Here is a 26073-nt window from a genome sequence, read left to right as displayed (position 1 = left end):
ACGAGAAGTGCATCATGTCCTGCGATTCTTGCCAAACGACGATCAATGCTCCGCCTCGGCGCCGCTTGTACGGGGTCGGGGTCGCCGGGACGATTGTCGCCGCCCTCTTTGCGACCCCGGTCGCGGCCGCCGAGAGCGCCTGGGTCAAGACCGGCGCCACCGGTCGGCTCGTGTACGTGCCGGACGCGCAGGGGGATCGAATCCTTGATTTCTCGGGAGTCGGCTACATGGGGCGCGGCATCGAAGCGATCCCGACCCAGGCGCCGACCGTGGTGACGTTGGCGCCAATCGCCGGAGACGACACGGCGCAGATCCAGGCGGCGATCAACCAAGTCGCAGCGATGCCCTTGGGCTCCGACGGGTATCGAGGCGCCATCCTGCTGCAGGCCGGGGTGTACGACGTGGACACGCAGTTGAACATCACCGCCAGCGGCATCGTGCTGCGGGGCGAAGGGCGCGGCGCCGACGGTACGGTGTTGCACGGACGCGGAACGACGCAACGCGCGCTGGTGAACATCGTCGGCTCGACGAGCGTGTCGAACGTCGGCTCGTCGCGGAACATGATTGACAAGGTCGTCCCCGCCGGCTCGAACAGTTTTCGCGTCGACGTTCCAGGCGAATTCCAACCCGGCGACAAAGTGCGAATCACCCGCCCCGGGACGCAGGCTTGGATCAACGCCATCGGCATGAACAACCCCCCGGACGGCGATCCCCCCTGGACGACCAGCCAAGCGACGCTCACGTTTGATCGGGTCGTCGCGCGGATCGAGGGGAATCGAGTGTTCCTCGACGCCCCGCTGCCGCAATCGTTCGAGCAGCAGTACGGCGGCGGGCAAATCCGCAGGTACAACTGGAACGGCGTCGTCGAGCACGTGGGGATCGAGAACCTGCGCGGCGACTCGGACTACGTCTCGGCCACCGACGAGAACCACGCCTGGGAGTTCATCACCGTAGGGTCCTCGGCCAATACGGGTCGGGCGCAGAACGTGTGGATCAAGGACGTGACGGCCGTTCATTTCGGCTACTCGCTCGTCACCGCCAAGCAGGGGTCGAAGTGGGTGACCGTGGACAACGGGCAGGTCCTCGACCCGATCAGCGTCATCACCGGGGGGCGGCGCTATTCGTACGACCTGAGCGGCGAGCTCGGCCTCGTGGCCAATTCGACCGCCGACAAGGGACGCCACGATTTCGTCAACAACACCTCGCGAACCCCGGGGCCGAACGTCTTCTACAACTCCAGCGCCACGAACGCCAACAGCGACACCGGTCCCCATCAGCGGTGGGCGACCGGTTCGTTGTTCGACAACGTCACTGTTCAAGGGCATGACATCAATATTCGCAATCGAGGCAGCTTCGGCACGACCCACGGCTGGGCCGGCGCCAACATGGTCGTGTGGAATTCGCGGGCTCGGACCTTCCGCGTGCAGAATCCGCCGACCTCGCAGAACTGGCTCGTCGGTTCGATCGGCCCGATCGTCGAAGACACGACCTTCGGCCCGCAACCCTCGGGCTACTACGATTCGCACGGAACGCCCGTCACGGTCGGCGGGCGGACGAGCCTGTACGAGGCCCAGATGAACGACTCGCGCGACGTGCGAACGTTCCACTGGGGCGGGGAAGTCGGCACATGGAACGACGCTCAATCGTGGAGCGAGAATCTCGCCCCGGACGCCGTCTATCGCATCTCCCACCGCGACTACCTGCTGGGGGACGTCGATGAGTTCGTCTACGACGGGTCTGCGAGCGTCGACAACCACTTCGCCGACTCGGCGTGGAAGGCTTACGCCCACGCGGCCACGGGGGCGGTCGCGACGGGGTTCGACGATCTGACCGCGGGACGGGCCACGGCGTTCACCATGCAACACCCGCTCGATGCGGGCGAGCGGATCGTGCACGGATACATGGCCCTGGCGATGCGAGCCAAGGCCGGCTCTGCCGCGCCTGAATTCCTGCAACTGTTCAACGACGCGCCGGCCAATCGGCTCGAATTCGCCGATTTGGGATGGAACGGTCAGCTCAACTCGAGTTCGACGTTCGTCGGCGTCGTCGATTTGGGACCGTTCGTTCCGCAGATGCAAGGGGGCGTGATGAACGTCCTGGTCGACGAAGGCGCCGGGGTCGACTGGGGGCTGTATGTGGCGACCGTCGCCACGCCAATCGCAAGTCCCCTGGGGCCCGTCGCCGTGTTCGACGCGGGAGGGATGGCGCTCGTGACCTCGACGCCGGCCCCGTTGGGAGGGTTGGAGTTCGTTCCTGGCGTCCCGGCTGCATTGGGGCTTGTCGGCGGGGCGAAGCTGAACGTGCAGGGGCGCGTGGACCTCGCTTGGTCGTCGACCTTGATCTTCGAGGCCGCCGGAGCGATCGTCTCCGAGTTCGGCGCCATCGCGACCGCCGGACCAGCGACCCTTGCCGGTAATTTGGAACTCGTCCTTGCCGACGACTACGTGCCGGCGATCGGCGATTCGCTCGCGCTGCTCGCCGCAAGCTCCGTCACCGGCACGTTCGCCGACGTGACGCTTCCGGCGCTGGAGCCGGGTCTCGCTTGGCAGATCGACTATCAGCCGACGGGGGTTGCGCTCCGCGTCGGCTACGCCGCCGATTTCAACCAGGACGGAGTCGTCGACGGCGACGATCTGTCGCTGTGGCAGGCGAACTTCGGCACGACGGCCGCCGCGGGCGACGCCAACGGCGACGGCGCGGTCGATGGCGGCGACTTCCTGATCTGGCAGCGGCAGCGCGGGTTGACTGCCGTTGCATCGACCGCCGCGTCGATCCCCGAACCCTCGACATGCGCCGCCGCGCTGATGCAAATCGTCTGCCTGTGCGCTCGCCGCCTCCTCGGGGGGTGACCGCGGCGCTGCTTCCCTCCCCTTGTCTTTCTTTCCGCACAATTCGCCTTAGCCGGGGCGATGCCGTGCGCCCTTCGTCGACTGGCAGGAGACAGGCCGTGATGCATCAAGCCGATTCGACTCCCGCTGCGACGCGGCTCGCTTCGCTCGACGCTTTTCGCGGGATGACGATCCTGGGGATGATCCTGGTCAACAACCCCGGCAATTGGAGCGTCCGCTATGCACCGCTGGCTCACGCCGAGTGGCACGGGTGGACGCTGACCGATCTGGTGTTTCCATTCTTCCTGTTCATCATGGGAACGGCGCTGGCGTACTCGACGTCCCGCTACCGAGACGGGGCGCCGGTCGACCGCCATGTTTACCGCCGGATCGTGCAGCGCTCGCTGGTGCTGATTCTGCTGGGGCTGGGACTGAATCTGGCCAAGGACGGATTGACGTGGATGCTGAGATACGCCGACGTCGTCGACTTCGACTTCGACCGGTTGCGGCTGACCGGCGTCTTGCAGCGCATCGGACTGACGTATCTGGCATTGTCGGTGATCGTGCTGAACCTGGGCGTTCGCGGGCAAGCCGTCGTGGCCGGCGCGACGCTCGCGGCGGTCGCTGCCGCGTACCAGTGGCTTCCCGATCCCAACGACCGCACGGCCAATCTCTCGCCGGAAGGCAACTTCGGCCGCGTGGTCGACGTAACGCTCATCGGTCAAAATCACATGCGCGACCAGGGACTTCGAGAGCCGAGCGATCCCACGGGCCTGTTCGGCACGATTCCGTCGATCGCGTCGGCGCTTGCCGGGTACTGGGCGGGGCTCGTCCTGCGGCGCCGCCTGAAGCCGCTGCAGACCGTCGCCTGGCTCGCGGGAGCAGGCGCCGCAGCGGCCCTTGCCGGACTCGCGCTCGACGGCATGCTGCCGATCAACAAGAAGCTCTGGACCAGCAGCTACGTCCTCTTGTGCGCCGGTCTCGCGAGCGTCGCCCTCGCCGGGTTCTACTGGCTCATCGACGTACGCGGCTGGCGCCGAAGCGGCGCAGCCTTGCAGGTCGTCGGCGTCAACGCGATCGTCGCCTACGTGGGGTCCGAGTTGACCTCGGTCGTGCTGAACACCGTGCGCGTCGACGATACGAGTCTGAAATCGTGGATCTACCGCCACGGATTTGTCGACAATTTTGCCGACGAACGCAACGCATCGCTGGCGTTCGCCCTGGGAATCGTCGCCGTTTGGTGGCTCGTCGCCTGGGTCATGGCGCGACGAGGATGGACGATCCGGGCGTGAACGGCCCCACCCGAAGTCGTCGCGGGTCCGTCACGCCGACGGCACGGCCTGCCGCGGGTTCTCGCAGGTCAAGCGGCGGGCGTCCGCTTCAGACAGCCCAAGCTCGCGACGCAGGTTGGCGATCGCGGCGGGCATCGTCATCGCCGAGCCCATGAGGTGGCTCCCGTCGGCCGACCAAGTGGCCAGCCGCTCGTCAACGACGACCTCCTGCCCCCCTAGGCGATATCGTCCCGGCCCCATCCCGGCGGCGGAAATCGCGTCGGTGACGACGATCGCCCGCTCACGCCCCGCGATGCGCAGGTAGTTTCGCAGCGCGACGTACGGGACGTGAACGCCGTCGGCGATAAAGCACAACCACAGGTCGTCGACGCAGGCCAGGGCGCGCTGGACGACGTTGTCGTGCCGATCGAGCAGCCGCGGACAGCCGTTGCCCAGATGGGTGAACATCGACAGACCCGCGTCGATCGCGCGGCGCAGTTCGTCGAGAGTCGGATTGCAGTGCCCGGCGGAGACGGTCACGCCGTGGTCGCACAAATATCGCGTCGTGGCGGCGCCGGCGTCGTGTTCGGGCGCCAGGGTGACCAGCCGCACTTGTCCTTGTCCCGCTTCAATCAGTCGCTCGGCGGTTGCCGGGTCGGCGGGACGCACCGCGGCGGCCGGATGGGCGCCGACGTAGCCGGTCAGCGGGCTGATGAACGGCCCCTCGACGTGAATCCCCGCCACAACCTGCCGCCCCATCGACGACCCCTCGCGCAGCCGCGCGAGAGCGCCGATCCGGCGCGTCATCGCGTCCAGCGAATCGGTGATCACCGTCGCCAGGCATGAGCCGACTCCGTCGGCCGCCAGCCGCCGGCAAGCCGCGTCAAAGTCCTCGGCCGAAAGGTCGTCGGCGTTGAAGTCGACTCCCGCGTAGCCGTTCACTTGAAGATCGAAGAAGCCGGCGGGCGTTTTCACGGCGAACCTCAGTTTCCACGGCGAACCTCAGCGGAGCGAGTCAGCCCTGCGGCAGAGCGACCATGCGGGGCGTTATCCCGGCTCGCGAGGATTCCAGCCAGCGCGATACTCCTCGCGAGCCCAGTAGCGGACCGCTTCCTCGTCGCCTGTGATCCGCCCGGTCGCGGGGTCGACTTCGATCGATCGTCCGACGCGGACGGCGATGTTGCCCAGGTGACAGAACAGCGCGCTCTTGTGCCCGTCGACGACGTCGGCGTTAAGCTTGGCGCCGGTTCGCATGCCGTCCAGAAAGTTGGCGATATGCTCGTCGTCGCCGCGGCTGCCGGCGCCGGTCTTCACGGGTTTGCGCTCGAGGTCGTACACCGTGTAGCCCGCGTCGGTGACGACGATCGTCCCCTCGCTGCCGCGAAACTCCATGCCGACCCCCTGGCCGGTCTGGTAGGGATCGGACCAACTGGTCGATTCCCAGGCGATCATCTTGTCGCCGCAATCAAATGTCGCGAGGGTCGTGTCGGGGGTCTGCTGATCGTCGTCGTACCTCAGCTTCGAGGCGGCGACGGTGACGCGCTGCGGGTAATCGACCCCCAGCACCCACCGGCAGATGTCGAGCGTGTGGACCCCGTTGTTCCCCAGTTCGCCGTTGCCCCAATGCCAGAAAAAGTGCCAGTTGTAGTGGATGACGTTGTCGCGATAGGGTCTCTCGGGGGCGGGCCCTTGCCACAGATCGTAGTCGAGGCCCACGGGGACCGCGATCTCCCGCCCGCGACCGATCGAGGGGCGTGCCCGGTAGTACCACGATTTGGCGTACAACGCCTCGCCGATCGCACCATCGGCCACCAACTGCTTGACCGCTGCGTACAACTCGCCGCTGCGGCGCTGCATGCCGACTTGGATTGCCTTGCTCGCCTTTCGCCCGGCGGCGATCATCAACTCCCCTTCTTCGGGGGTCTGACTGCACGGCTTCTCGACGTACACGTGCTTGCCGGCCGCACAGGCCAAGACAGTCGCGGTCGCATGCCAATGATTGGGCGCCGCGCAAATCAGTCCGTCGATCGCCGGATCGTCGAGCGCCCGACGAAAATCCTTGATCCCCTGCGGCGCCGCGCCGCCTCGATCCGTGACCGCCTTGATTCCCTTGGCGATCGCGTCGTCGTCGACGTCGCAGACGTAAGCGATTCGCACGTCGGGCCGTTTCGCGAAAGCGTCGGCCAGTTGGGCGCCGCGGTTGTTGGCGCCCATCAGGGCGAGCGTTGCCGTTTCCCCGGCCCCGACGGCTCGGGCTCGCGATCGGGTCCCGGCCATCACGCCGGCTGCCAAAGCCCCGGCGACGAACTGACGACGATCGATCGGCGACATGGAAGAGGACTCCCGGCGGAACGGCCATCAGGGCGATCGCGGACAGACGAGCCCCTCTAAAATGCATACACTAACAGACACGCATGCACTATTCAACCACTTTCTTGCCGTGATGCGCCGCAGAACTACCCCCGGCTGAAAGCCGGTAGGTTCGGGGACTTCATGAGCTACCGACGGACGTCCTTCGCTCACGAGAGAGCACCGCGAAACTTCTCGTCGCCGTTACTGGGTCTCGTGCCCGCTTAGCCGCAGATGTTCTCCTCGATCGCTTCGTCGACTACGCTGCCGCTGGTCAGCGAATCGATGGCCGAGCGGGGGACGGCAGACGCGGGCGCGCGGCTCCGCGCTTGCTGGCAGCCAAAGTCACGTTCGGCGAAGTGAAGCCGTGGGAGTGGCGGCGGCGGCCGGACCTGCCCGTACGTCGCCCCGTGCATGATGCGTTACGCAGCGAGCGATGCTAGAATCTCGCCGTTGAAACTCTCGCGTCGACGCCGGCGGACGATCGCGCGACTCATCCTCGTAGCCTCGTTGCGTTCACGCAGGAAAGGGCGTCTATGTCTGCTGGCCAACTCGTCGGTCCGTATCTCGTCGGTCGGTCGTTGGGCGAGGGAACTTTCGGCGCGGTCTACGACGCCACGCACGAGGAAACTGGCCGCCGCGTCGCGGTCAAGCTGCTGCACGGCTCCAAGCAGATGGAGCCCGAGGTGCAGAACCGCTTCGTCCGCGAGATCGCCATTCTCCAGCGCCTCGACCACGACAACGTCGTGCGACACTTCGACTGCGGGTTGCACAACGACTCGATCTTCTGTGCGATGGAGCTCGTCGAGTGCGGCACGCTCAAAGACGTGCTCGCGCGCCGCGGCGCCTTGCCCTGGCGAGACGCAGCCGAGGTCGCCCTGCAGACGGCCCGCGGGCTGGCTCACGCGCACGAACTTGGCTGCGTGCATCGCGATCTGAAACCCGCCAACTTGTATCTGTCCGCAGCCGGCCACGTGAAGATCGGCGACTTGGGTCTCGCACGCGACCTCACCGACTCCCGCCTCACCGTGCAAGGGCAAACCGTCGGCTCGTGGCGGTACATGCCTCCCGAACAAATTCGCGGCGAAGATGCGATCGACGGCCGCCTCGACCTGTACGCGCTGGGTTGCATCCTGTTCGAAATGGTCGCCGGCCGCGTGCCGTTCGACGGGCCGACCGCGGTGAGCATCTTCGATCAGCACTTGGAGGCGACGGCGCCGCGGCTCGACGCCCTTATGCCGGGAACGCCGACGGGGCTGGCCGACTTGGTCGAACGTCTGCTCGCCAAGGCGCCGGCGGATCGCCCCGCCGACGCGACCGAGGTCGTCGCTCGGCTGGAGTCGCTGCTGGCCGATCCGCAGTCGACTGCCGGCGCGCTGTCGGCAGCAACGCCGACCGCCGCCGCGACCCCCGACCCGCCGGCCGAGCCCCTCAACTTGACCCAACGATTGCAGGCGGGGGGGACCGAGGCCCGGTCCGTCAACCCGCGCGCCCTGATCGTAGCTGCGGGAATCGCGGCGGCGGCAGCCGCCGGCTGGGCGATTTGGAGCTTTGCCGGCTGAGCCCCCCAAGACCACGCCGCCAGCGACGAACAACTTCAGGGCGGCAGTTCACTGCGGCTCTGCGGCAAACGCGGCCTTTTTGATTCGACTTCGTCTGGGTGAATTCGCCTGCGGACTCTACAATGCGGGGCTTCGGCGCCCAGGCGCCGACTCGCCCGATTCCCTCGCTGCTACGCGCCCATGGCCACCGCGACGCTTCCTCCCGAATACAACGTCCCCGGCACGGACGAACCGCTGGTCATCGAGCTGAAGCAGCCGTGGCTGGCGGCGCTGTTGGCGTGGCTTGTTCCTGGACTGGGTCATTTATATCAGGGACGAACCGGCAAGGGACTGCTGTTCATGGTCTGCATTCTGGGAGCGTTCGGATACGGCATGTACCTGGGGGACGGGCATGTCGTCTACGCCTCGACCCCGGGGCAGGAGTTGCGTTGGCAGTATTACTGCCAACTCGGCGCCGGAGGAGTCGCGCTCCCCGCGCTTGTCCAGCGCAGCCGCGTCATGGATCGCCAAGAACCGCTCCGGCTCGGCAAGGGAGACGACGACCAGCGCCCCTGGTACGCCCCGCCGCGCAAGGAGCAGCAACGAACCGAAGACGACTCGCACAACGTCTCCACGCAACCCAACGAACTGTCGAAGTGGGTGGTCGACCTCGCTCCGGCGTTCGACGTAGGGACGGTCTATACGATGATCGCCGGACTGCTGAACCTGCTGGTGATTTGCGACGCGTACGCAGGCCCGCTGCTGATCCGCGCCCAACCGCACGACAAACGCTCCGCCGCTCCGCAACCGACTTGACCCTCCGCCGCGACTGGCGAGAACCCCTCCGATGCTTGACGTGACCTTGCCGCTGACGCCGCTGTTGGGCGCCGCTCTGTTGTGGTACTCGGCCCCGATTCTGGTCGTCGTGAGCCTCGTCTGCGCCGCGACCCGACACGAACTGATGCCGCCGATTCTCTCGCACGCGGCCCGCTTCGGCCTGTGGATCGTCGTGTTCATGGGCCTGTTCATGGGGCTGATGGCGCTGTTGGACTGGCTGGCGTAAAGCGGCCAGCCGCAACGCGACGCAGCGCCCAATCGAGTTGTTCGCAAGCAGTTGCGTCCTTCAATCGCTCCCATTCGCCCGATCCCGTTTCCGCCCGCACCGAGCGGCGCCGCGATTCGTCGCCGGCAACTTGCTGGAAGGACTCGCCCGGCGTATGCTTTGCAGAAGAGCGAGCCCGCCTTCTCGTCCCCATCCCCGCCGATCATTTCGTCGTCCAGCAGCGACACGAGGTCCTTCCGCCGCGTCTGTTCGGGCAGGGAGAGGATGAGGCAACGCAAGCTCCCCACGCGTCCGTAGCTCAATTGGATAGAGCACTGGTCTTCGGAACCAGGGGTTGCAGGTTCGAGTCCTGCCGGGCGTGCTGCCAAATTCATCGAGAAAACAGGGGCAGGCACAGAATTCCGGAAGCCGCCGGCGCCTTTTCGAGACTTGGGTACAGGATTCGGTCCAGATTCCTTGATCGAGATGAGGCAAAAAAATTGAGCCCCGACGAGTCGCACCTCGTCGAGGCCCAGTCACGATAGCAGACCTTTCGGCATGGCGTGCAGTGATTCTCGTCATTGCCCGAGGGTTTGCCGATGGCTCGCGAGCCGAAGCCGTGATATCGCCAGGACCGCAAGGTCTGGTGCGTCACCCTCTACCGGGTCCGTCACGTTTTGGGGTCCATGCGCAAAGATGCGTTCGAGCGGTTCTACGAATTGATGCGGCAACCCCGCCGAGAGCAGGTCGTCATGGACGACCTCCCCGCGATCGTCGACGCGTTTCTCGACTGGGTGGAGCGCAGCCGTTCGCCTGCCGCCTACGAGTGATATCGCTGCCGACTGCACTCGCTCCTGGACGCGTACCCGACGTTGACGCTTGTTCCGCTCAAGCCGCGCCGCGTCGAACGCTGGGCCGGTGATTCGTCCCTTTCTCTCACGACGCGTCGCAATAAGTTGCGATCGGTCAAATGCAGTCTCAAGTGAGCGGTCGTTCAAGGCTAGATCAGCGCCAACCCCCTCGATGGCTGGAAGTCCCCGGCTGCCGATCCCGCGACGTCTATGTTTCCCCGGACGACTTCTCCTCACTGCTTTCCTTCGTCGCTGATCGCGAGTTCGCCGACTTGCTGGGCGCACCACGAAGGCGGGCGGCCGGCCGCGCCGGCTAAAGAGCAACCTCGGCTCAGGCTCGATAGAGGGGCCGCCCCTCCGCCTCTGCCCTCGCGGAGACGCTCGGATAGAAGAAGGGAAACGCCGATGCCACCCTTGACCAGCAGCGAGCCCTCATGAAGTCCTCCCGCTGATTCCTGCCTTCCGCTGGCTAAGCATTCGGTGGTTGGCAATACTGAAGCATTGCGGAAGAGAGGCGGAACGTTTTCGGCCGGACTTCGCGCGGCGCCATGGGGCGACGTCGGAGTTCGCCCGCCCTTCTTGGATTCTCGTCTCGCCGCCTTCGCTATGGCGTTTTGGAAAACATCGCACGACCATGTTGTTACGCACACGCTCTCTGCAACCGCCGAGTGGCCGGCGGTTGTCGCTTGAACGCTTGGAACCGCGCACTTTGTTGGCGGCGACCGATCTTCGGATAACCGAGTTCCTGGCATCGAACGACGACGGCGTCACGGACGTTGACGGCGATTCGTCGGACTGGCTCGAAATCTACAACAGCGGACCGACCGCGGTCGATCTGGCCGGCCTGTATCTGACGGACAACGCCAACAACAAGACAAAGTGGGCGTTTCCGGCGGGCGCAGGGTCGATCCCCGCCGGCGGGTATCGCGTCGTCTTCGCCTCGGACAAGAACGGCATCCGCGGCGGCGGCGAACTGCACACGAACTTCAAACTCTCCGCCGACGGCGAGTACCTCGGGCTGATCGCCGCTGACGGTTCGACCGTGATCGACGCCTATGCACCAAGATTTCCGAAGCAGTTCGAGGACGTCTCCTACGGGCGGGCCATGGAGCAGGCGCCTGGCGGCACGACCGTCATCGCCAACGGCGCCCAGGCGCGGGCGTGGGTTCCCACGAGCAGCGTTTACGATGCGACGTGGCGAAACCTCGGCTTCAACGACAGCGTGTTTCCGCTCGTCGGCGCCACGGGCTTCGGGTACGAGAACAACCCGGGCGACGCGGTCAACTTCACGGCCGAGATCGGTACGACCGTGCCCAACACGACCCGGTCGCTCTACATGCGGATCCCGTTCACGCTCGCCACGCTGGCGGGGGTCGATCGGCTGACGCTGCGCATGCGATACGACGACGGTTTCGTGGCGTACGTCAACGGCGTCCGCGTCGCCGAGGCGAACGCGCCGGCGACGCTGCAGTGGAACTCCGCCGCACTCAACGGCAGCAGGCCCGACAGCCAAGCGGAACAGTTCGTCGACTTTGACGTCACCTTCGCGATTCCGCATCTTGTCGCGGGGCAGAACGTGCTGGCGATCCACGGGCTGAACGCTCCGGGGTCCGACATGCTCATCTCGCCCGAACTGGTCGTGCGGAGCGCGGTCCTGCCGGCGACGGAGCGGCTGGGTTACTTCGACGCGACGACGCCCGGTTACGGCAACCCAGCCGCGAACTTCGTCGGTTTCGCCGAGTCGCCCACGTTCGGCGTTCCCCACGGGTTCTACGGGTCGACGCAAACGGTGGCGCTCGCAACGACCACCCCCGGCGCAATTATCGTCTACACGACCGACGGCTCGTCGCCCGCCGTGAATGCGAATCAGATTCCGACGAACGGTACGCTGTACGTCGGTCCGATCGCCGTTTCATCGACGACGACGTTGCGAGCGACGGCGTTCAAGCCGGACTTCAAGCCCTCGTTCGTCGCCGCCAGTTCGTACTTGTTCCTCGACGACATCGTCAATCAATCGCCCACGGGGACGCCCCCGGCCGGTTGGCCGGCGAGCGGCGCCGTCAACGGCCAGGAGATGAACTACGGGATTGACCCCGATATCATCGCCCTTTACGGCGCACAAGCGGTCAAGGACTCGCTCGCGTCGCTGCCGGCGATCTCGATCACGACCGATCTGGCGAATCTCTTCGATCCTCAGACGGGCATCTATGTGAACGCCTGGAACGACGGCCGCGACTGGGAACGCCCCGCGTCGGTCGAATTGATTTACCCCGACGGCGCGGAGGGTTTCAGCACGAACGCCGGCTTGCGGATCCGCGGCGGGTGGAGTCGCAACGATTGGTACCCGAAGCACGCCTTCCGACTGTACTTCCGCGGCGAGTACGGCGACGGGAAACTCGACTATCCGCTGTTCGGAGACGAAGGGCCCGACAAGTTCGACGTCGTCGACCTGCGCACGGATCAGAACTACTCGTGGGCGGCGTACGGCAGCGTCGAGACGACGTTTCTCCGCGAGGTGTTCTCTCGCGACCTGCAGCGCGACATGGGCCAGCCGTACACCCGGAGCCGGTACTACCACCTGTACGTCGGCGGCCAATACTTCGGCCTCTACATGACCCAGGAGCGCGTCCAGGAGGATTACGCCGCGACCTACTTCGGCGGCGAACCCGAGGATTACGACGTCCTCAAGGCGGGACGCAACGACGGCGGCGGAACGCAGCTTGCCGAGGGGAACGACGCCGCGTGGCAGCAGCTCTTCACGCTCGCTCAGGCGATCGCCGACAGCCCCGCGGCGAACGCCGGCAACTATCTGACGCTGCAAGGCCTGAACTCGGCGGGGGTCCGCGACCCCGCCTTGCCCGTGCTGCTCGACGTCGAGAATCTTGTCGATTTCATGATGATCATCATCTACACCGGCGGCTTCGACACGGGCATCTCGCGATTCTTCGGCGAGAACGAGGCGAACAACTGGTACGGCGTCTACAACCGCGTTGCCGCCGATCAGGGCTTTCAGTACTTCATTCACGACAACGAACACTCGCTCGGCCCGGAGGAAGGGGGCACGGTCCACGGCACGCAGTTCATCGACCGCACCGGGCCGTTCAACGCGGGAAACCAATCCAACTACGCCTACTTCAATCCGGTGTACTTGCATCAGGACCTGCTGTCGGTCGCCGCGTACCGGCAGCGATTCGCCGATCGCGCCCAAGAACTGCTCTCCGGCGCCGGGCTGATGACCCCCGCGGCGAGCATCGCGCGCATGGAAGAGCGGCGCGTGCAGGTCGAGCCGGCCGTGATCGCCGAAAGCGCCCGCTGGGGCGATTCGAAGGTCGCCGTCCCCCTCAACAAGTCGCATTGGCAGACCGAGGTCGACTGGCTGTACAACACGTACTTTCCCGGCCGAACCAATACCGTGATCTCGCAACTGCGGGCCGACGGACTCTACGCGACGGCGCCGCAGTTCAGCGTGCCGGCGGGCGAGACGCCGATCGGCACGATGCTGGCCATGTCGGCGCCCGGCAATCTCGCCGGCGTCCTCTACTACACGCTGGACGGAGTGAGCGATCCGATGTCTCCCTCCGGCGGCGTCAACAACAACGGGCAAACCCGGATCTACGGCATCCCGATCGCGATTTCCCAGGATACGACCGTCAAGGCCCGCTACCGACTCTCTAACGGCGTCTGGTCGCCCCTGGCGGAGATCAGTTACGTGACGTACCAGCCTGGCGATTACAACGGCGACACGATCGTTGACGGCGGCGACTTCCTCGCTTGGCAGCGCCAGTTCGGCGGTTCGGCAAGCCCGGCCGGCAGCGGCGCCGACGGCGATCGCAGCGGCGGCGTCGACGCGAGCGATCTAGCGTTGTGGCGAAGCAAGTACGGTTCAGCCGCCCCGGCCGTTGCGGTCGCCGCGGCAATTGCGGATCCGTTCGAGCTGCCGGCCTCGGTCATCCTCGCGGCGCCGCAGGACCTGGGCTCGGACGGCGACGACGACGCGCAGGCGGCCGTCGATCTCGTCCTGGCGGAGACGGACGCCTGGACGCGCCGTTGGGCCGCCGATTCGTGGAGTCCCGCGCCAAGGTCCGAGTTCGTCCGGCCGCTGCGTCGACCGACGCCGACCGCGGGGGCCGACGCCGCCGAACAAGACGACTTCATGACCAGTTGGCCGACGCTGAGCTCCGCCGTCTGAACATTTTGTGATCACAGAAACCCTCGTTCCAATTCACGGCAAACCGCACTCAGGCGAGGTCTTTTCGCTGCCATTGTCTTGCGGCGGCAGTCCGGCGAGGTCGTCACAGGCTCCATCGACAACTGCGTCATCCGCGGCGCCCCTCAACGGCGGTGCGACATCGCTTGCGGCGTGAGAATCGACCGATTTGCCGCCTGGACTGAGCAGCCGGTTGCTCGAAGTCGTGCCATCGAAGCGAGTTATGCGCCAAATCGCTCTGCCCCGGACTTGGCGACCGTGGGCTGAATTTCAGGAAAATCGGATTTTTTCCGCTAAGGATTGGTTAACAGCGGAGATTACCAAGGCGAGAACCGCTCCTGGTCCACTGGTCGACAGCGCACCGGCGGGTCCGCCGCTACTCCTCAGCTTTTCGCAAAACCTCATTTTTTTGAGCGGAATGGCCGCAACAGCAAAGGGCTTCTCATGAGTCGCAATCCGTGCTCCCTTCCGATGTCGCGTCTCTTATTCGTCACGCTTCTCGCTTTGACCATGGGAATTTCCAATCGGGAGTTCCTGCCCATGGCCTCGCCCACAGCCCAGGCGGCTTCGGCGACCTGGGACGGGGGCGCTAGCACCAACGAGCTCACGACGGGGACGAATTGGAATCCCGATGCGGTTCCCAACAATAATGGCGACACCGCGACCTGGGACGGCACTCAGGCTGGCAACCTGTCCCTCGTCTGGAGCGCCAATTTCGGACCATCTCCGGGAAACAGCGGCGGTTTGAATCTGAGCCTCACGGGGACGCAAAGCGGATCGGTGTCTCTCGACGCGTCGTCGTCAAGCGCCAACTTGGGACTCGGCAACATCACGATTGCCAGCGGCGCAGGCGCATTCTCTCTCGGCAACGGGTCCGATACGACGAATATCACGCTGCGCACTGTCAGCAATAGCACGTTCACCAACAACTCGGCCAACACGGCGACTTTCGCCAGCGACGTCCTGATCGGCAACGGCAACGCGGTCAACGGTCGCAGCATGACTTTTGCGGGCAGCGGCGACTGGGACCTGAACGCCAGCTTCGCGGCCGGATTTGGAAACCTTGGCACGGCCGCCATCACCAAGAACAACGGCGGAACTCTGACGATCGCGAGCTCGCTTGGCCACGGGGGAGCGACCACTGTGAACGGCGGCACTCTCAAAGTCACGGGCTCGCTCACCAGCTCGGCCGTCACGGTGAACACCGGCGCCGCGGTGAGCCTGGAAAACGCGGGCGCCGTCAATCGTACGTTGACGCTTAACGGCACCAGCACGCTGACGCAAACTGTGGACAACGCGATTAGCGGCGCCTCCGGCGCTCTGAACGTGCAAACGTCGAGCGTCACCACCACCACCGTCACGCGCCCCAACAATTACAGCGGCCAGACGACCATCGGCAGCAACGGCGGGGCGACCGTGCTCCGCGCAACTGCTTCCGGCGCACTCGGATCGGGATCGATCTTCATTCCTGGAAACGGCGGTTCCAATAGACTGGAACTCGCCAACAACATCACCTTGGGCAACGCGCTCGCTGTGAACGGCAAGGGCAACACGCCGGATCAACCCGCCGGCATTCTGAACGTTTCCGGCGCCAACGCGCTCAACGGGACCATAACGGTCAATACGGGCGGCACGTACACCACCATTCGATCGGATTCGGGCGTGTTGACGCTGGGCGCGGCGACTGCGCTCACGAGTGCGGCGACAGGGGTGCGCGGCGTGCTGTTCACCGGCGACGGCGACATTGAAGTCAGCGGAGCGATCACCAACGGCAATTCCTCGGGGATGGAAATCTACAAGTCGGGCGACGGCACGCTGACCCTGTCCGGCGCCAACCCCCATACCTATTCCGGACCGACTGCCGTTAGCGGCGGCATCCTGGTGATCAACGGCAGCAAGACGGGCGGCGGCAGCGTGGCGGTCGGCTCCGCAGGAACGCTCGGCGGCACGGGCTCGATCGCGGGGGCGACCGCCATCGCCGGCGCCCTCGCCCCCGGCAACTCGGTCGGGACCCTCACCTTCACCGGTTCGGTCGATCTCACGGGGGGAACCTACATCGTCGATTACGACCCGACCGGCAACGGCGGGCTCGGTTCGATCGATCTGGCGGCCATCGGCGGCTCGCTCACGCTGTCCAGCACGACCCTGAATTTCTCCGCGGTTGCAGCCGGGGCGCTGACCCAGCCGCTCTACACGTTCGCCACCTTCGCCCCGAGCACGCTGGGCAGCTTCGTCGCACTGAACGTCCCCAGCGGCTACGTCGTCCAGGCGTCGGCCACCAGCCTCGAGCTGGCGGCCATCCCCGAGGCCTCCTCGCTGCTGTTCGGGGCCGTCGCGGCCGCCTTCGGAGGCGCGGGGTACCTCCGCCGGCGGCGACAGGGGGCTTGAGCCGCACCCCGCAGTAGACGACACCGAGTCGCCGCGCGGCAGTTCCCGTACGAAGTCGGCGGCTCGCAAGTCGGCTGACGACTCAGTGCGTTGCAGAAGCCGAAGCCGTCGATTTCTCGCGAAGGACGCCGACGCGCAGGCGGCCGTCGGTCCGCCACAGGTCGCCCCCGCCGTTGCGCCCTTCCCGTTGAGTGTGGAACCCCGGCACCGTGTCCTCGTCGGCCAGGAGCTGCGCCGCTCGCAAGGTCGCGAACAGATGATCGCGCTCGGCGTCGACGTCGGCGGCGATATGGTGGGTGATCTGCCCCGTCGTATGGCTCAGGCCGACCCGCTCGTCGAATGAGGCGGCGCCGATCCACACCGGGCGCCCGTCGTCGTCGACGTCTGCGGTTTTCCAAAACCGTACGTGATGCCGCTGTCGCGGGCTGTCGCCGGCCGGTTGCTCGAAAGCCAGGTCCTCCTTGCGGCCAAACAGATAGAGACTGCTTACCGGCGCCTCGTCGTCGGGGCGCGAGAGGATCGTGTCCTCGGCAATCTTCAGATCGCTTCTCAGCCCCAGCGCTTTCGCCGGATACCACCCGGCGGCTTCCATGGCGGTCTTTAACCGCTGCCCCTCGCCGACGAGGGCGACGTTGAGCGGATCGCCGGGGTGGCGGTCGCCGGTGGTCGTCAGACGAGGATTGTCGTCAAACGACGGCCGGCGTCGCGCGTACGCTTCCCACACGAGCGGGACGAGCAAGTAGGCCAACAGGACGTAGCAACCGACGACGAGCGCCGTCCGACGAAGCGCCCGTCGAGACCGCGCGGCGCCGGGCAAACGACCGGGGCAACTCGGATCATGCGTCATCATCGTTCGTCCCCGGTAAAGCGAGAGGGCGGCCAGGACATCGTGCGGCAACGCAGGTCGCCATGCGTCTTTGAGGAGCCAACGCTCGCTCAGTCGCCATCGGTCCGTCGATGCTGCTCTCGGGCGACTCTGTTCAACCGCGACGGCGAGCCGCATTCTAGCAGCGATCGACTTGCGACGGCGAGTCGCTCTCCCGCCCTTCCCGACTCGCCCGGAACGTCACGTCCGCGGCTGCCGATTCGGGAAGATCCGATTCGCTCGCAACGGCCAAGCGATTGGCCGACAGATTGACCGCCACCAACGCGCAGCAGAACGCCAAGCGGAGGGCTGTCGGCCGTGACAAGCGAGGGTGCGCCGAGGCGCTCACTCGGCGCTCGCTTCGGCACTCAGCTTGGTCGGCGTCGTCGTGCCGCTCACGTCGTGCATGTGCAGCGTCAAGACGCCTCCTGCCGCGACGGCCTCGTGCGACAGCCTGGAGTCGCGCACGGGATCGCCGTTGAGCGAACTCTCGCGAACGTAGACGTTGTCGCGCGCGTTGTTCGTCGCCTCGACGACGAACGTCCCCCCTTGAGGAAGCCGAATCGTGATCCGGTCGAACAGCGGACTCCCCAAGACGTACTCCGGCGTGCCTGGCGTCACGGGGTAGAAGCCCATGGCGCTGAATACGTACCACGCAGACGTTTGCCCGTTGTCTTCGTCGCCGCAGAAGCCTTTGGGCGAGGAATCGTAGGCGTCGTTCAGGATCTCGCGAACGCGGGCCTGCGTCTTCTCCGGCGCCCCGGCCAGGGCGTACAGGTAGATCATGTGCTGGATCGGCTGATTGCCGTGCGCGTATTGCCCCTTGTTCAGGGCGATCATCTCGGTCATTTCGTGGATCAACCCGCCATAGGAGCCGGTGCGAACCGTCGGCGGGACGTCGAACACCTCGTCGAGCTTGGCGACGAACGCCTCGCGACCGCCAAGGGCCTCGATCAGCCCCTCGACGTCGTGGAAGACGCTCCAGGTCCAATGCCAGGAATTCCCTTCAGTGAACGGACCGCCCCATTCGTCGGGGTGGAACGGCTCGACCCAGGAGCCGTCCGCCTTGCGCCCGCGGACGAAGCCGAGCCGCTGGTCGAACACGTTGCGCCAGTTGCGAGAGCCGGCCAGAAACCGATCGGCGATTTCGTCCTCGCCAAGTTCCCGAGCGAGGACGCTCGCGCAAAAGTCGTCGTAAGCGAACTCGAGCGTCTTGGCCGTCGCCTCGCGGACGTCGGGCGCCGGGATATAGCCGAGTTCCTGCCAGAACTTCGCGCCGTCGCGGCCGATGCTGGAGATCGGGCCGGACTGGGCCGAATCGTGGACCATCGCGGCGAGCGCCCGCCGGGCGTCGAACTCGCGGACCTCTTTCACCCAGGCGTCGGCGAAGAGCGAGAACGCGTGATTGCCGATCATGCAGTCGCGGTGCCCCGGGCTGGCCCACGCCGGAAGCCAGCCGCTTTCGTCGTAGGCGTTCAACAGCCCTTGAAGTATCTCGGCGTTCACCTCGGGGGCGATGAGATTCAACAGCGGATGGAGCGCCCGAAACGTGTCCCACAGTCCGCTGTCGGCGTACATCACCCCGTTGTGGATTTGGCCGTCGTAGGGGCTGTAGTAAACCTTCTCCCCGGCGGCGTCGAGTTCGTAGAACTTGTGGGGGAACAGCAGGCTGCGATAGAGGCACGAGTAAAACGTCCGGCGCTGTTCCTCCGTTCCTCCCTCGACGACGATCCGTCCCAACATCGCGTTCCACGCAGCCTCGGCTGCGGCGCGGACTTCGTCAAACGACTTGGCGCCGATTTCTCGGTCAAGCGACGTCTCTGCTTGCTCGCGGCTAATGAACGACGAGGCGACGCGGTACGTGACGACGGCGTCGTGATCGACGTCGAATTCGACGTAGGCGCCGACATGTTTTCCGGCGAGCTTCGTTTCGCCGCGCTGCACGTCGCCGGGCGTCCAGACGCCGAACGACTTGAAGGGCTGATCGAACTTGACGACAAAATAGTTACCGAACCCGGTCGGGACCCCGCCGTGGTTGAAACGCGACACGCCGACAATCGACCGCCGATCAGGCAGGATCTCGACTTCCGAGCCGCCCGGAAAGGCGTCGAGCACCAGATACGCCGGGGCTTTGGAGCCGTAGGTCACGCGAAACGATGCGCAGCGCTCGGTCGGCGTCACTTCGATCGTCGCATCGTGAGTCGGCAGTTGCACCCGATAGTAACTGGGCCGGGCGACTTCGTCGGCGTGCGAAAACTCCGAGACGCGCTCGACGTCGGTCACCCTCAACTCGCCGGCGACCGGCATGAACGAGAACGCCGCGTAGTCGTTGATCCACGGGCTCGGCTGATGAGTCTGCCGAACGCCCCGAAACGTCTTCTGGCGGTACTGGTAATAGAACGAGTCGGGAAGGGGCTGCGTGCAGGGCGCCCACGCGTTCATCGGAAACGGGGTCGCAATCGCGGGGTAGAGATTGCCGTGCGAGAACTCCCGAATCGAGTCGGTCCCTTGCAAGGGATTGACCAGGGCCACGAGGTTCGGCTCGCGCGCAGCGAGCGGCGCGACGAAAGTCGACCACAGCGTTGCAGCCAGGGCGACGACGGACGAACAAAGGACCGCAGGGCGAGACATGGCAACGTCGGGGGCTCGTCTTGAACGGGCCGTTGCGACGATCCGCGACGGCCGGGGAGGGGGTCAGTACGTGCGGGCCAGCAGTTCCGGCCGTTCGGCGTGAATCTTCACGACGAGCTCGCCGAACAAGGTGTTGGCCCACGCAAACCAGTCGCGGGTGTAGTCGGTCGGGTCGTCTTTGTGGAACGCCTCATGCATGAACCCAGTTCCCGCGTGGGTTCGCTTGAGCGAGGCGAGACACTCGACGATCTCGGCGTCGGACGTGCTCGTCATGGCTCGCAGGATGATTCCCATCGGCCAGATCCGCTCTTTGCCCGTGTGGGGGCTGGCCTGCCCCGAGGCGGCCGTGCCGCGCACGAAGTAGGGATTGCTGTCGCTCGTCAGGAACCGCCGCGTTCGCTGGTAGAGCGGGTCGTCGGTCTGGCAGACCCCCAGATAGGCCAGCGACATCAGGCTCGGCACGTTCGCGTCGTCGGTGAACAGCGCGTTGCCAAAGCCGTCGACCTCGTAGGCGTAGATCTCGCCGAAATCGAGATGATCGAGGATCGCGTACTGCCGGATCGCGGCGTCGACCTCGTCGGCCAAGGCCATGCACTCCGCCGCGAAGGCCGCGTCGCCGACATGGTCGGCGAAAATCGCCGCCAGTTGCCGAAGCGACTGCACTGCGAACAAGTTCGAAGGAACCAAGAACGGATACAGCGTGCTGTCGTCGCTCGGGCGGAAGGCCGAGCAGACGAGTCCGACCGGCTTGACGGGGTTTCCAGTCCCCTCGAACGGGGGTGCGTCGAGCATGGCCGTCGTACGCCGCACAAACCGGTAGGGGGTCGTCCCGTCTTTGCGCTGCTCGATGCGGAAAGTCTGCACGACCAGCCGCATCGCTTCCTGCCACAGCGGGTCGAAGACCGAGGCGTCGCCGGTCTGATCGAGATAGGCGTTCGCCAACCGAACCGCGTAACAGAGCGAATCTATCTCCCACTTCCGCTCGTGGACGCCGTCGATCGGCTCAGGGCGATCGCTGGCCCAGTGGGACTGGCGACTGCCGTCCTTGTAGAACGCGTTGGCCCACGGGTCGAGCCGGATGCAGGCCGCCTGCCGTCGCACCAGCCCCTCGACGAGCCGGCGGAGTCGCTCGTCTTGGCGGAGGTACGGCAAATAGGGCCACACCTGGGCGGTCGAGTCGCGGAGCCACATCGCATCGATGTCCCCCGTGATGACGAAGGCGTCCGGTTTGCCGTCCGTCTCCCCGAAGTCGACGGTCGTGTCGAGGGTGTTGGGATAGCAGTTCTCGAACATCCAAGCGAGTTCCGGGTCGGCGATCTTCGCCTTCACGGCGGCGATGGCGCCCTCGACCGCGCGGCTCGTGAAGCATCGCTTCTCAAGCGGGGGCCGCCGGGCGGCGAATCCGCCGTCGGTCGCGGCCGACGCCCGCCGCGACGTCGTCGTTCCGACCAGCGAGGCGCCGGCCGCCGCCATGGCGCCGAGCGCCTCGCGACGCGAGATGGAGATGTTCATGGCGGTTCCGCTCTCAAGGGCCGAATAGGCAGAGCTACGTGCGTTGATCAAGCTGCTGCAGGGCGTAAGCGTAGGCCCCGATTGCAACCGCTTGGTTGGCTCCCAGTTCCGAGATCCCCACGCCGATCCGCTTAAGCGGGTCGTACGCGACCGTGCGGGTCGACCCGGGGATCGTGATCTCCTTGGTCTGGCCCTCGAGGAACGCCGCGAGCTGCTCAGGATCGTCGAGGTTGAACGCCCGCTGGGCCAGCCGCGGGATCCGCTCGCCGTCGTACTTGGCAATCGTCCCGTTGAGTTCCTCGACGAGCCGCGGCAGGAACAGGGGCGCCGCCCCTGCGAGGCCGCCGCCGATCGCCGCCAGTCCGTCGACGAGCGTCAGCGCGTTGGCGAGCGCGTCGCCGACGCACTCGCCGAGCGTCGCATAGGCGATGCGCGCCGCGGCTTGATCGCCCGGCGCCGTACCCATGCCGATCTCGTAGATCGCCTTGGGGGCGGGGGCTTGAGCGGGATCGATCCCAGCGGCTTCAGCGTAAGCCCGCTGCACGGCGCGGATGCTCGCCCCTTCCTCGGCGAACGCATCGCGGCCGAGCTTGTTCCGCATGATCCAGATCTCGCCGGCGTTCGAGTTGTCGCCGAGGAAAAGTTCGCCGTTGCGGACGATCCCCCCGCCGAACCCGGTCCCCAGCGTCACGGCGAACAAGTTCCGGTAGCGTTTCGGGCTGCCGGCCTCGGCCAGCAGCCGGTTCACTCGGGGCAACAGCCCCGCGATTGCTTCGCCGTAGGCGAACAGGTCGCCGTCGTTGTTGATGTACGCCGGCACGCCGAAGCGGTCGGCCAGCATCGGGCCGAGGGCCACCCCGCCGCCGTAGGCCGGCAGATTGCCGACGTTGTCAATGATCCCCCGCGGATAGTCGGCTGGCCCGGGAAACGCGAAGCTGATCGCCGCAGGCGACGGATCGACCGCGTCGACGAGTTGCTGAAACCCGGCGACGATGTTCGCGAGACTCTTGTCCCGATCGCGCCCCTCGGCCGGCAGGACGATCGGACCGACGATCTGTCGGCCCCTTTGCACGGCCGAGAACGCGAAGTTCGTCCCCCCCGCATCGAGGGTCAGTACGATCCGTTCGTCCGTCTCCCAGTTCATCCAGATGTCTCCGTGGGATGGCGCACCAGTCGCGGCGCGGGCGAAGTCAGGAGGTTTGCGACGCCGGGTCGCGGGCGCTCTTGAGCGAAATGACCAGCAGGTAGACGAAGCACACGGCCGGCACGAGGAACGCCCGGGGGCCCCATTGCTGGTCGTCGAGCCGCCCCATGACGAGCGGGACGATCGCGCCGCCGGAGATTGCCATGCACATCAGGCCGCTCAGTTCGTTGGCCCGCTCGGGGCGATGCTCCACCGTGATCGAAAACAGCATCGGCCAGATGTTGGCGAACCCCAGTCCGGCGCAAACGATCGCCGGCACGGCCAACGACTTGGTCCCTGTCATCAGGAGCCCGGCCCCGACCAGTCCCAATAGCGCCGACCCGCGGAAGCAGGCGACCGGGCTGACGACCGTCAGGATGGCGCCCCCCAGCAACCGACCGGCCGTCAGCAGCAGGAAAAACATCGTCGGGCCGTAGCTGGCGGCGTCCGCGTCGGAGAACCCCAGATTCGCCAACGTCGGTTTCAGGAACCGCCCCAGGCTGGCCTCGGCGCCGACGTACAGAAAGATGCCCAACACGGCCAGCGCAAAGACAGGCTCCTTGAGCAGCGCAAGGCTGTCGCCGACTCCGGGCGGCTCGTCGACCTGCGTCTCGCTGACCTTGGTGAGCGCCACGAGCACGAACGCGACCGACATCAACAACAGAAACAGCGGGAACGGCGCCCGCCAGCCCATGCTGCTGACCGCGCCAATCGAGCTCGCCGCGAACACGAGCTTCGCCGAGGTGGCGCTCCCCAGCCCCTTGATCCCTTGCGCCAGGGCGAGGTTGCGGCTGTAGGCGCCCTCGCTGCTCACGTCGCGCATGATCGGGTTGCCGGCCACCTGCAAAAACGTCGTGCCGATCCCCAGCAGAAAGATGCAGCCCAGCAACACGGCGAACCCCGGGTTCACGACCGTCGGGACGAGCATCGCCAGGACGTTCAGCCCCAGCCCCAAGAGCAGCAGCTTTTTCTTCCCGATCCGCGCCGCCAGCAAGCCCCCCGGGACGCTGAACACGGCGAACGCGATGAACACGAAGAACGACAACATCGTCGCCGTCGTGCTGCTGACTTGATAGTTCCCCTTCACCGCGTCCGACAAGGGACCCATCGCGTCCGCGACCCCCATCACCAGAAACGCCAAAAGGATTGCGATCGTCTTTGTCATGAGGGAGAGGTTCCGATCGTGCCGGAAAGAGTGACGAGCGTCGGCCGCAATTTGACGCGATTTGTCGTCCTGTGGCGTGAAAACGTTCCGCCGTTTGCATCGCGAGCGCGAATCGTCGGCGACGACTCAGAACACGGCGTGCGATTTCGCGCTCGCTGCGTCGCCTTGCCGCTCTGATGCAGGCGACCCGTGCCAACCGAGACAGACGTCGCCAGCGGAACGGCGAAGGCGAGTTCGGAGGATTGTCAGCCCCTCCGAGCCGCCAAAACCAGCGTCGGCACGTCCGGTCCAACGGCCCCGCGTCGCTGCGTCCCAGCCGTGACGAGCAGAGTGCACGACCATCAGTCAGCCGCGCCGGCGCAGGGCAAGCAAGGCGGCTCCGAGGGTCGCGCCGAGAACGATCGCAGCGGGCTCGGGGACGGCCGCCGAGGCGCCGACGGCCGGGCCGGGGTTCACGTAAACGACTTCGGCGTTGACCAAGTAGCCGCTAGGCGTCTCGATGCCGAACGTGAGGTCGCCGGGGTTGCCGACGCCGAACGTCGCGGTGTTGAAGATGTTGCCCAAGCTGAGCGACGCGTTGGCGGCGAGCGTGTAACTGCTGGCGTCGAGAAAGTACTCGGCGAGGAGATTGGAGTTCGAGCCCCCGGCCTCGGTCCACCCGCTGCCGATGCCGCCGCCGGAGGAGCCGTAATTCGTTTTCCAAACGCCGAGGTCGGCCGCGTCGACGACGCCGTTGCCGTTGCCGTCGGCGCCGCTGCCGGGGGGAACCGCCGCCGTGCCGAACTGGCGCTGCCACCGCAGGAAGTCGCTGCCGTTGGCGACGCCGTCACCGTTATAGTCGCCGGCGACGAGACCGCCATCGGGGATTTGGTCGTCGAGGCTGTTCCAGTTCGCCTTGATCAAGGCGCCCTGGGCGCTGCGGATTTCGTAGTAGTCGGTCGTGAACGCAAACGCGCCGTTCGGATTGCGAATCTTCGCTTCGCCGGTTTGCGTGTTCACTTCCAGGCGAATGCCCTGGATGGCCGGGTTGCGAGTGATCGTCGTCTTGTCCGTCCCCCCGTTGTAGGCGGCTGTGGCGCCATAGGGAGCGGCGAACCAGGATTCGTTGAGAACCGTGGTCACGTTGCCGTCGAGAACGACGGTCCCTCCCTCGAAGCCGAAAAACGAATCGATCTGCCCCCCTTGGGCGAGGCTGCCGGCGTTGAGCGTGCCCCCGGAAATGCGGTAGGTCCCCGGGGCGTTGACCCCCATGGCGATCTCGCCGGAGACGCCGACCGTGCCGCCGGTTTGAACGACGTCGCCGCGGCCGACGTTGTTGTTGGCGGTCACGTCGCCGCCGATCACCATGCGTCCGGTGACGTTGAGCGCGCCGCCGGAGACTTGAACGACGCCGCTCTGGCCGTCGGAAACGGTGAAGATCCCCGTGGGAGACAAAACGATGTTCGTCGTGCCGCCGTTGACGAGCATCCGCGCCGTGCCGCTGAGATTTCCGCCGGCGACGCTGGTGCCATAGCCGATCACAAAGTGCTGGAAGCCGGTCGCGCTGTAGACGCCGCTGTCGACTTGCAGTTTCGAGTTCTGACTGAAGTAAATCCGGCGATTGGCGGAGCCGGTCGTGAAATTCACGTCGCCGCCGTTGACGTTGAAGGCGTCGTTGGCCCCGCGGCGACCGGCCTGGAAGTTGTGCAGATTGTCGCCCGAGGTCGAAACCAGCGCGGCGTTGAGCACCCCGCCGAGGGCATTGTACGTGCCCGTCCCCGGGTTGCCCGCGGCGCCGTCGGTCAGGAAGAAGCCGCGACTGATCGTCGCGTTGACCGTGCCGCCCGTCTGATTGATCGCCCCGTCGACGTTGCTGGTGCTGACGAGGAAGTACTCGCCAACCTGAGTCAATACGCCGTTGCCCGCGACCGTCAAAACGGCGGCGCCGTTTTGGGCGTTGACCAAGCGGCCGTTGACGACCAACTCGCCGCTGCCGTCGATTGTCGTGGCGGCCGCGCGGCTGAGGTTGCCGGAGTAGGTCGCCTGACCGGAGGAGATCGTCACGGTCTCGGCGCCCGAGGGAACGACGCCTCCGATCCAGTTCGAGCCCGTGGTGTAGGAACCGATCCCTCCCCCCCACGTCGCGGCGCATGAGTCTGCCTGGGGTGCGGCGACGACCGCCAGGGCGACGGTCAACAGCCGCCGAACGTATTGCTGCAATCGCGTTGTCACGATGATTACCTCATGGGTAGCTTGTGATG

Annotated in this window: 16 protein-coding genes and 1 tRNA gene; 9 read left to right on the top strand and 8 right to left on the bottom strand. The window is 65.9% G+C overall.

Annotated elements, in window-relative coordinates; genetic code table 11:
• Positions 1-14 precede the first annotated feature (14 nt).
• Positions 15-2849: a hypothetical protein gene (locus KF688_19435; protein ID MBX3427861.1), complete on the top strand. Its 2835-nt coding sequence runs from the start codon at positions 15-17 to the stop codon at positions 2847-2849.
• 98 nt (positions 2850-2947) lie between these two features.
• Positions 2948-4120 carry a DUF1624 domain-containing protein gene (locus KF688_19430; protein MBX3427860.1) on the top strand — a complete coding sequence of 391 codons (1173 nt, stop codon included), beginning with the start codon at positions 2948-2950 and terminating at the stop codon, positions 4118-4120.
• 30 nt (positions 4121-4150) lie between these two features.
• Here the strand turns inward: KF688_19430 and KF688_19425 are convergent, their stop codons facing one another.
• Both KF688_19425 and KF688_19420 read right to left on the bottom strand, forming a co-directional pair.
• A complete protein-coding gene (locus tag KF688_19425) occupies positions 4151-5074 on the bottom strand; it encodes an N-acetylglucosamine-6-phosphate deacetylase (GenBank protein ID MBX3427859.1) in 924 nt (307 codons plus the stop codon).
• Between the two features lie 72 nt (positions 5075-5146).
• Positions 5147-6430, bottom strand: a complete 1284-nt coding sequence (locus tag KF688_19420) for a Gfo/Idh/MocA family oxidoreductase (GenBank protein ID MBX3427858.1) — start codon at positions 6428-6430, stop codon at positions 5147-5149.
• A gap of 554 nt (positions 6431-6984) precedes the next feature.
• Here KF688_19420 and KF688_19415 point away from each other — a divergent pair.
• From KF688_19415 to KF688_19385, 7 genes are all read left to right on the top strand, one after another.
• Positions 6985-8010 (top strand): serine/threonine protein kinase, encoded by a 1026-nt coding sequence (locus KF688_19415; protein ID MBX3427857.1) that lies wholly within the window; start codon positions 6985-6987, stop codon positions 8008-8010.
• A gap of 180 nt (positions 8011-8190) precedes the next feature.
• Positions 8191-8805, top strand: a complete 615-nt coding sequence (locus KF688_19410; GenBank protein ID MBX3427856.1) for a hypothetical protein — start codon at positions 8191-8193, stop codon at positions 8803-8805.
• Between the two features lie 31 nt (positions 8806-8836).
• Positions 8837-9052 (top strand): hypothetical protein, encoded by a 216-nt coding sequence (locus tag KF688_19405; protein MBX3427855.1) that lies wholly within the window; start codon positions 8837-8839, stop codon positions 9050-9052.
• Between the two features lie 287 nt (positions 9053-9339).
• A tRNA-Arg gene (locus KF688_19400) sits at positions 9340-9413 on the top strand.
• A gap of 304 nt (positions 9414-9717) precedes the next feature.
• The gene (locus tag KF688_19395; protein MBX3427854.1) at positions 9718-9861 is read left to right on the top strand and encodes a hypothetical protein; all 144 of its coding nucleotides are present in this window, start codon (positions 9718-9720) and stop codon (positions 9859-9861) included.
• A gap of 715 nt (positions 9862-10576) precedes the next feature.
• On the top strand, positions 10577-14071 hold the full coding sequence (locus KF688_19390) for a CotH kinase family protein (protein ID MBX3427853.1): 3495 nt from the start codon (positions 10577-10579) through the stop codon (positions 14069-14071).
• Between the two features lie 558 nt (positions 14072-14629).
• Positions 14630-16477 (top strand): autotransporter-associated beta strand repeat-containing protein, encoded by a 1848-nt coding sequence (locus tag KF688_19385; protein MBX3427852.1) that lies wholly within the window; start codon positions 14630-14632, stop codon positions 16475-16477.
• Positions 16478-16559: 82 nt separating this feature from the next.
• On the opposite strand, the gene KF688_19380 is transcribed toward KF688_19385, so the two are convergent.
• The 6 genes from KF688_19380 to KF688_19355 form a co-directional block, all read right to left on the bottom strand.
• A complete protein-coding gene (locus tag KF688_19380; protein MBX3427851.1) occupies positions 16560-17327 on the bottom strand; it encodes an LssY C-terminal domain-containing protein in 768 nt (255 codons plus the stop codon).
• A gap of 360 nt (positions 17328-17687) precedes the next feature.
• Positions 17688-19973: a GH92 family glycosyl hydrolase gene (locus KF688_19375; protein ID MBX3427850.1), complete on the bottom strand. Its 2286-nt coding sequence runs from the start codon at positions 19971-19973 to the stop codon at positions 17688-17690.
• Between the two features lie 63 nt (positions 19974-20036).
• Entirely contained in the window at positions 20037-21485 is a 1449-nt protein-coding gene (locus KF688_19370; GenBank protein ID MBX3427849.1) for a glycoside hydrolase family 125 protein, read from the bottom strand.
• A gap of 34 nt (positions 21486-21519) precedes the next feature.
• Positions 21520-22629 carry an ROK family protein gene (locus KF688_19365; protein ID MBX3427848.1) on the bottom strand — a complete coding sequence of 370 codons (1110 nt, stop codon included), beginning with the start codon at positions 22627-22629 and terminating at the stop codon, positions 21520-21522.
• A gap of 46 nt (positions 22630-22675) precedes the next feature.
• A complete protein-coding gene (locus KF688_19360) occupies positions 22676-23833 on the bottom strand; it encodes an MFS transporter (protein ID MBX3427847.1) in 1158 nt (385 codons plus the stop codon).
• A gap of 345 nt (positions 23834-24178) precedes the next feature.
• Positions 24179-26044, bottom strand: coding sequence for a hypothetical protein (locus KF688_19355; protein ID MBX3427846.1), 1866 nt, complete (start codon positions 26042-26044; stop codon positions 24179-24181).
• Between the last annotated feature and the right edge of the window lie 29 nt (positions 26045-26073).

Source organism: Pirellulales bacterium (genome assembly GCA_019636345.1).
Lineage (GTDB): Bacteria > Planctomycetota > Planctomycetia > Pirellulales > Lacipirellulaceae.
Note: the sequence above shows the minus strand (reverse complement) of the source record. Positions and strands in the feature narration are given on the sequence as shown.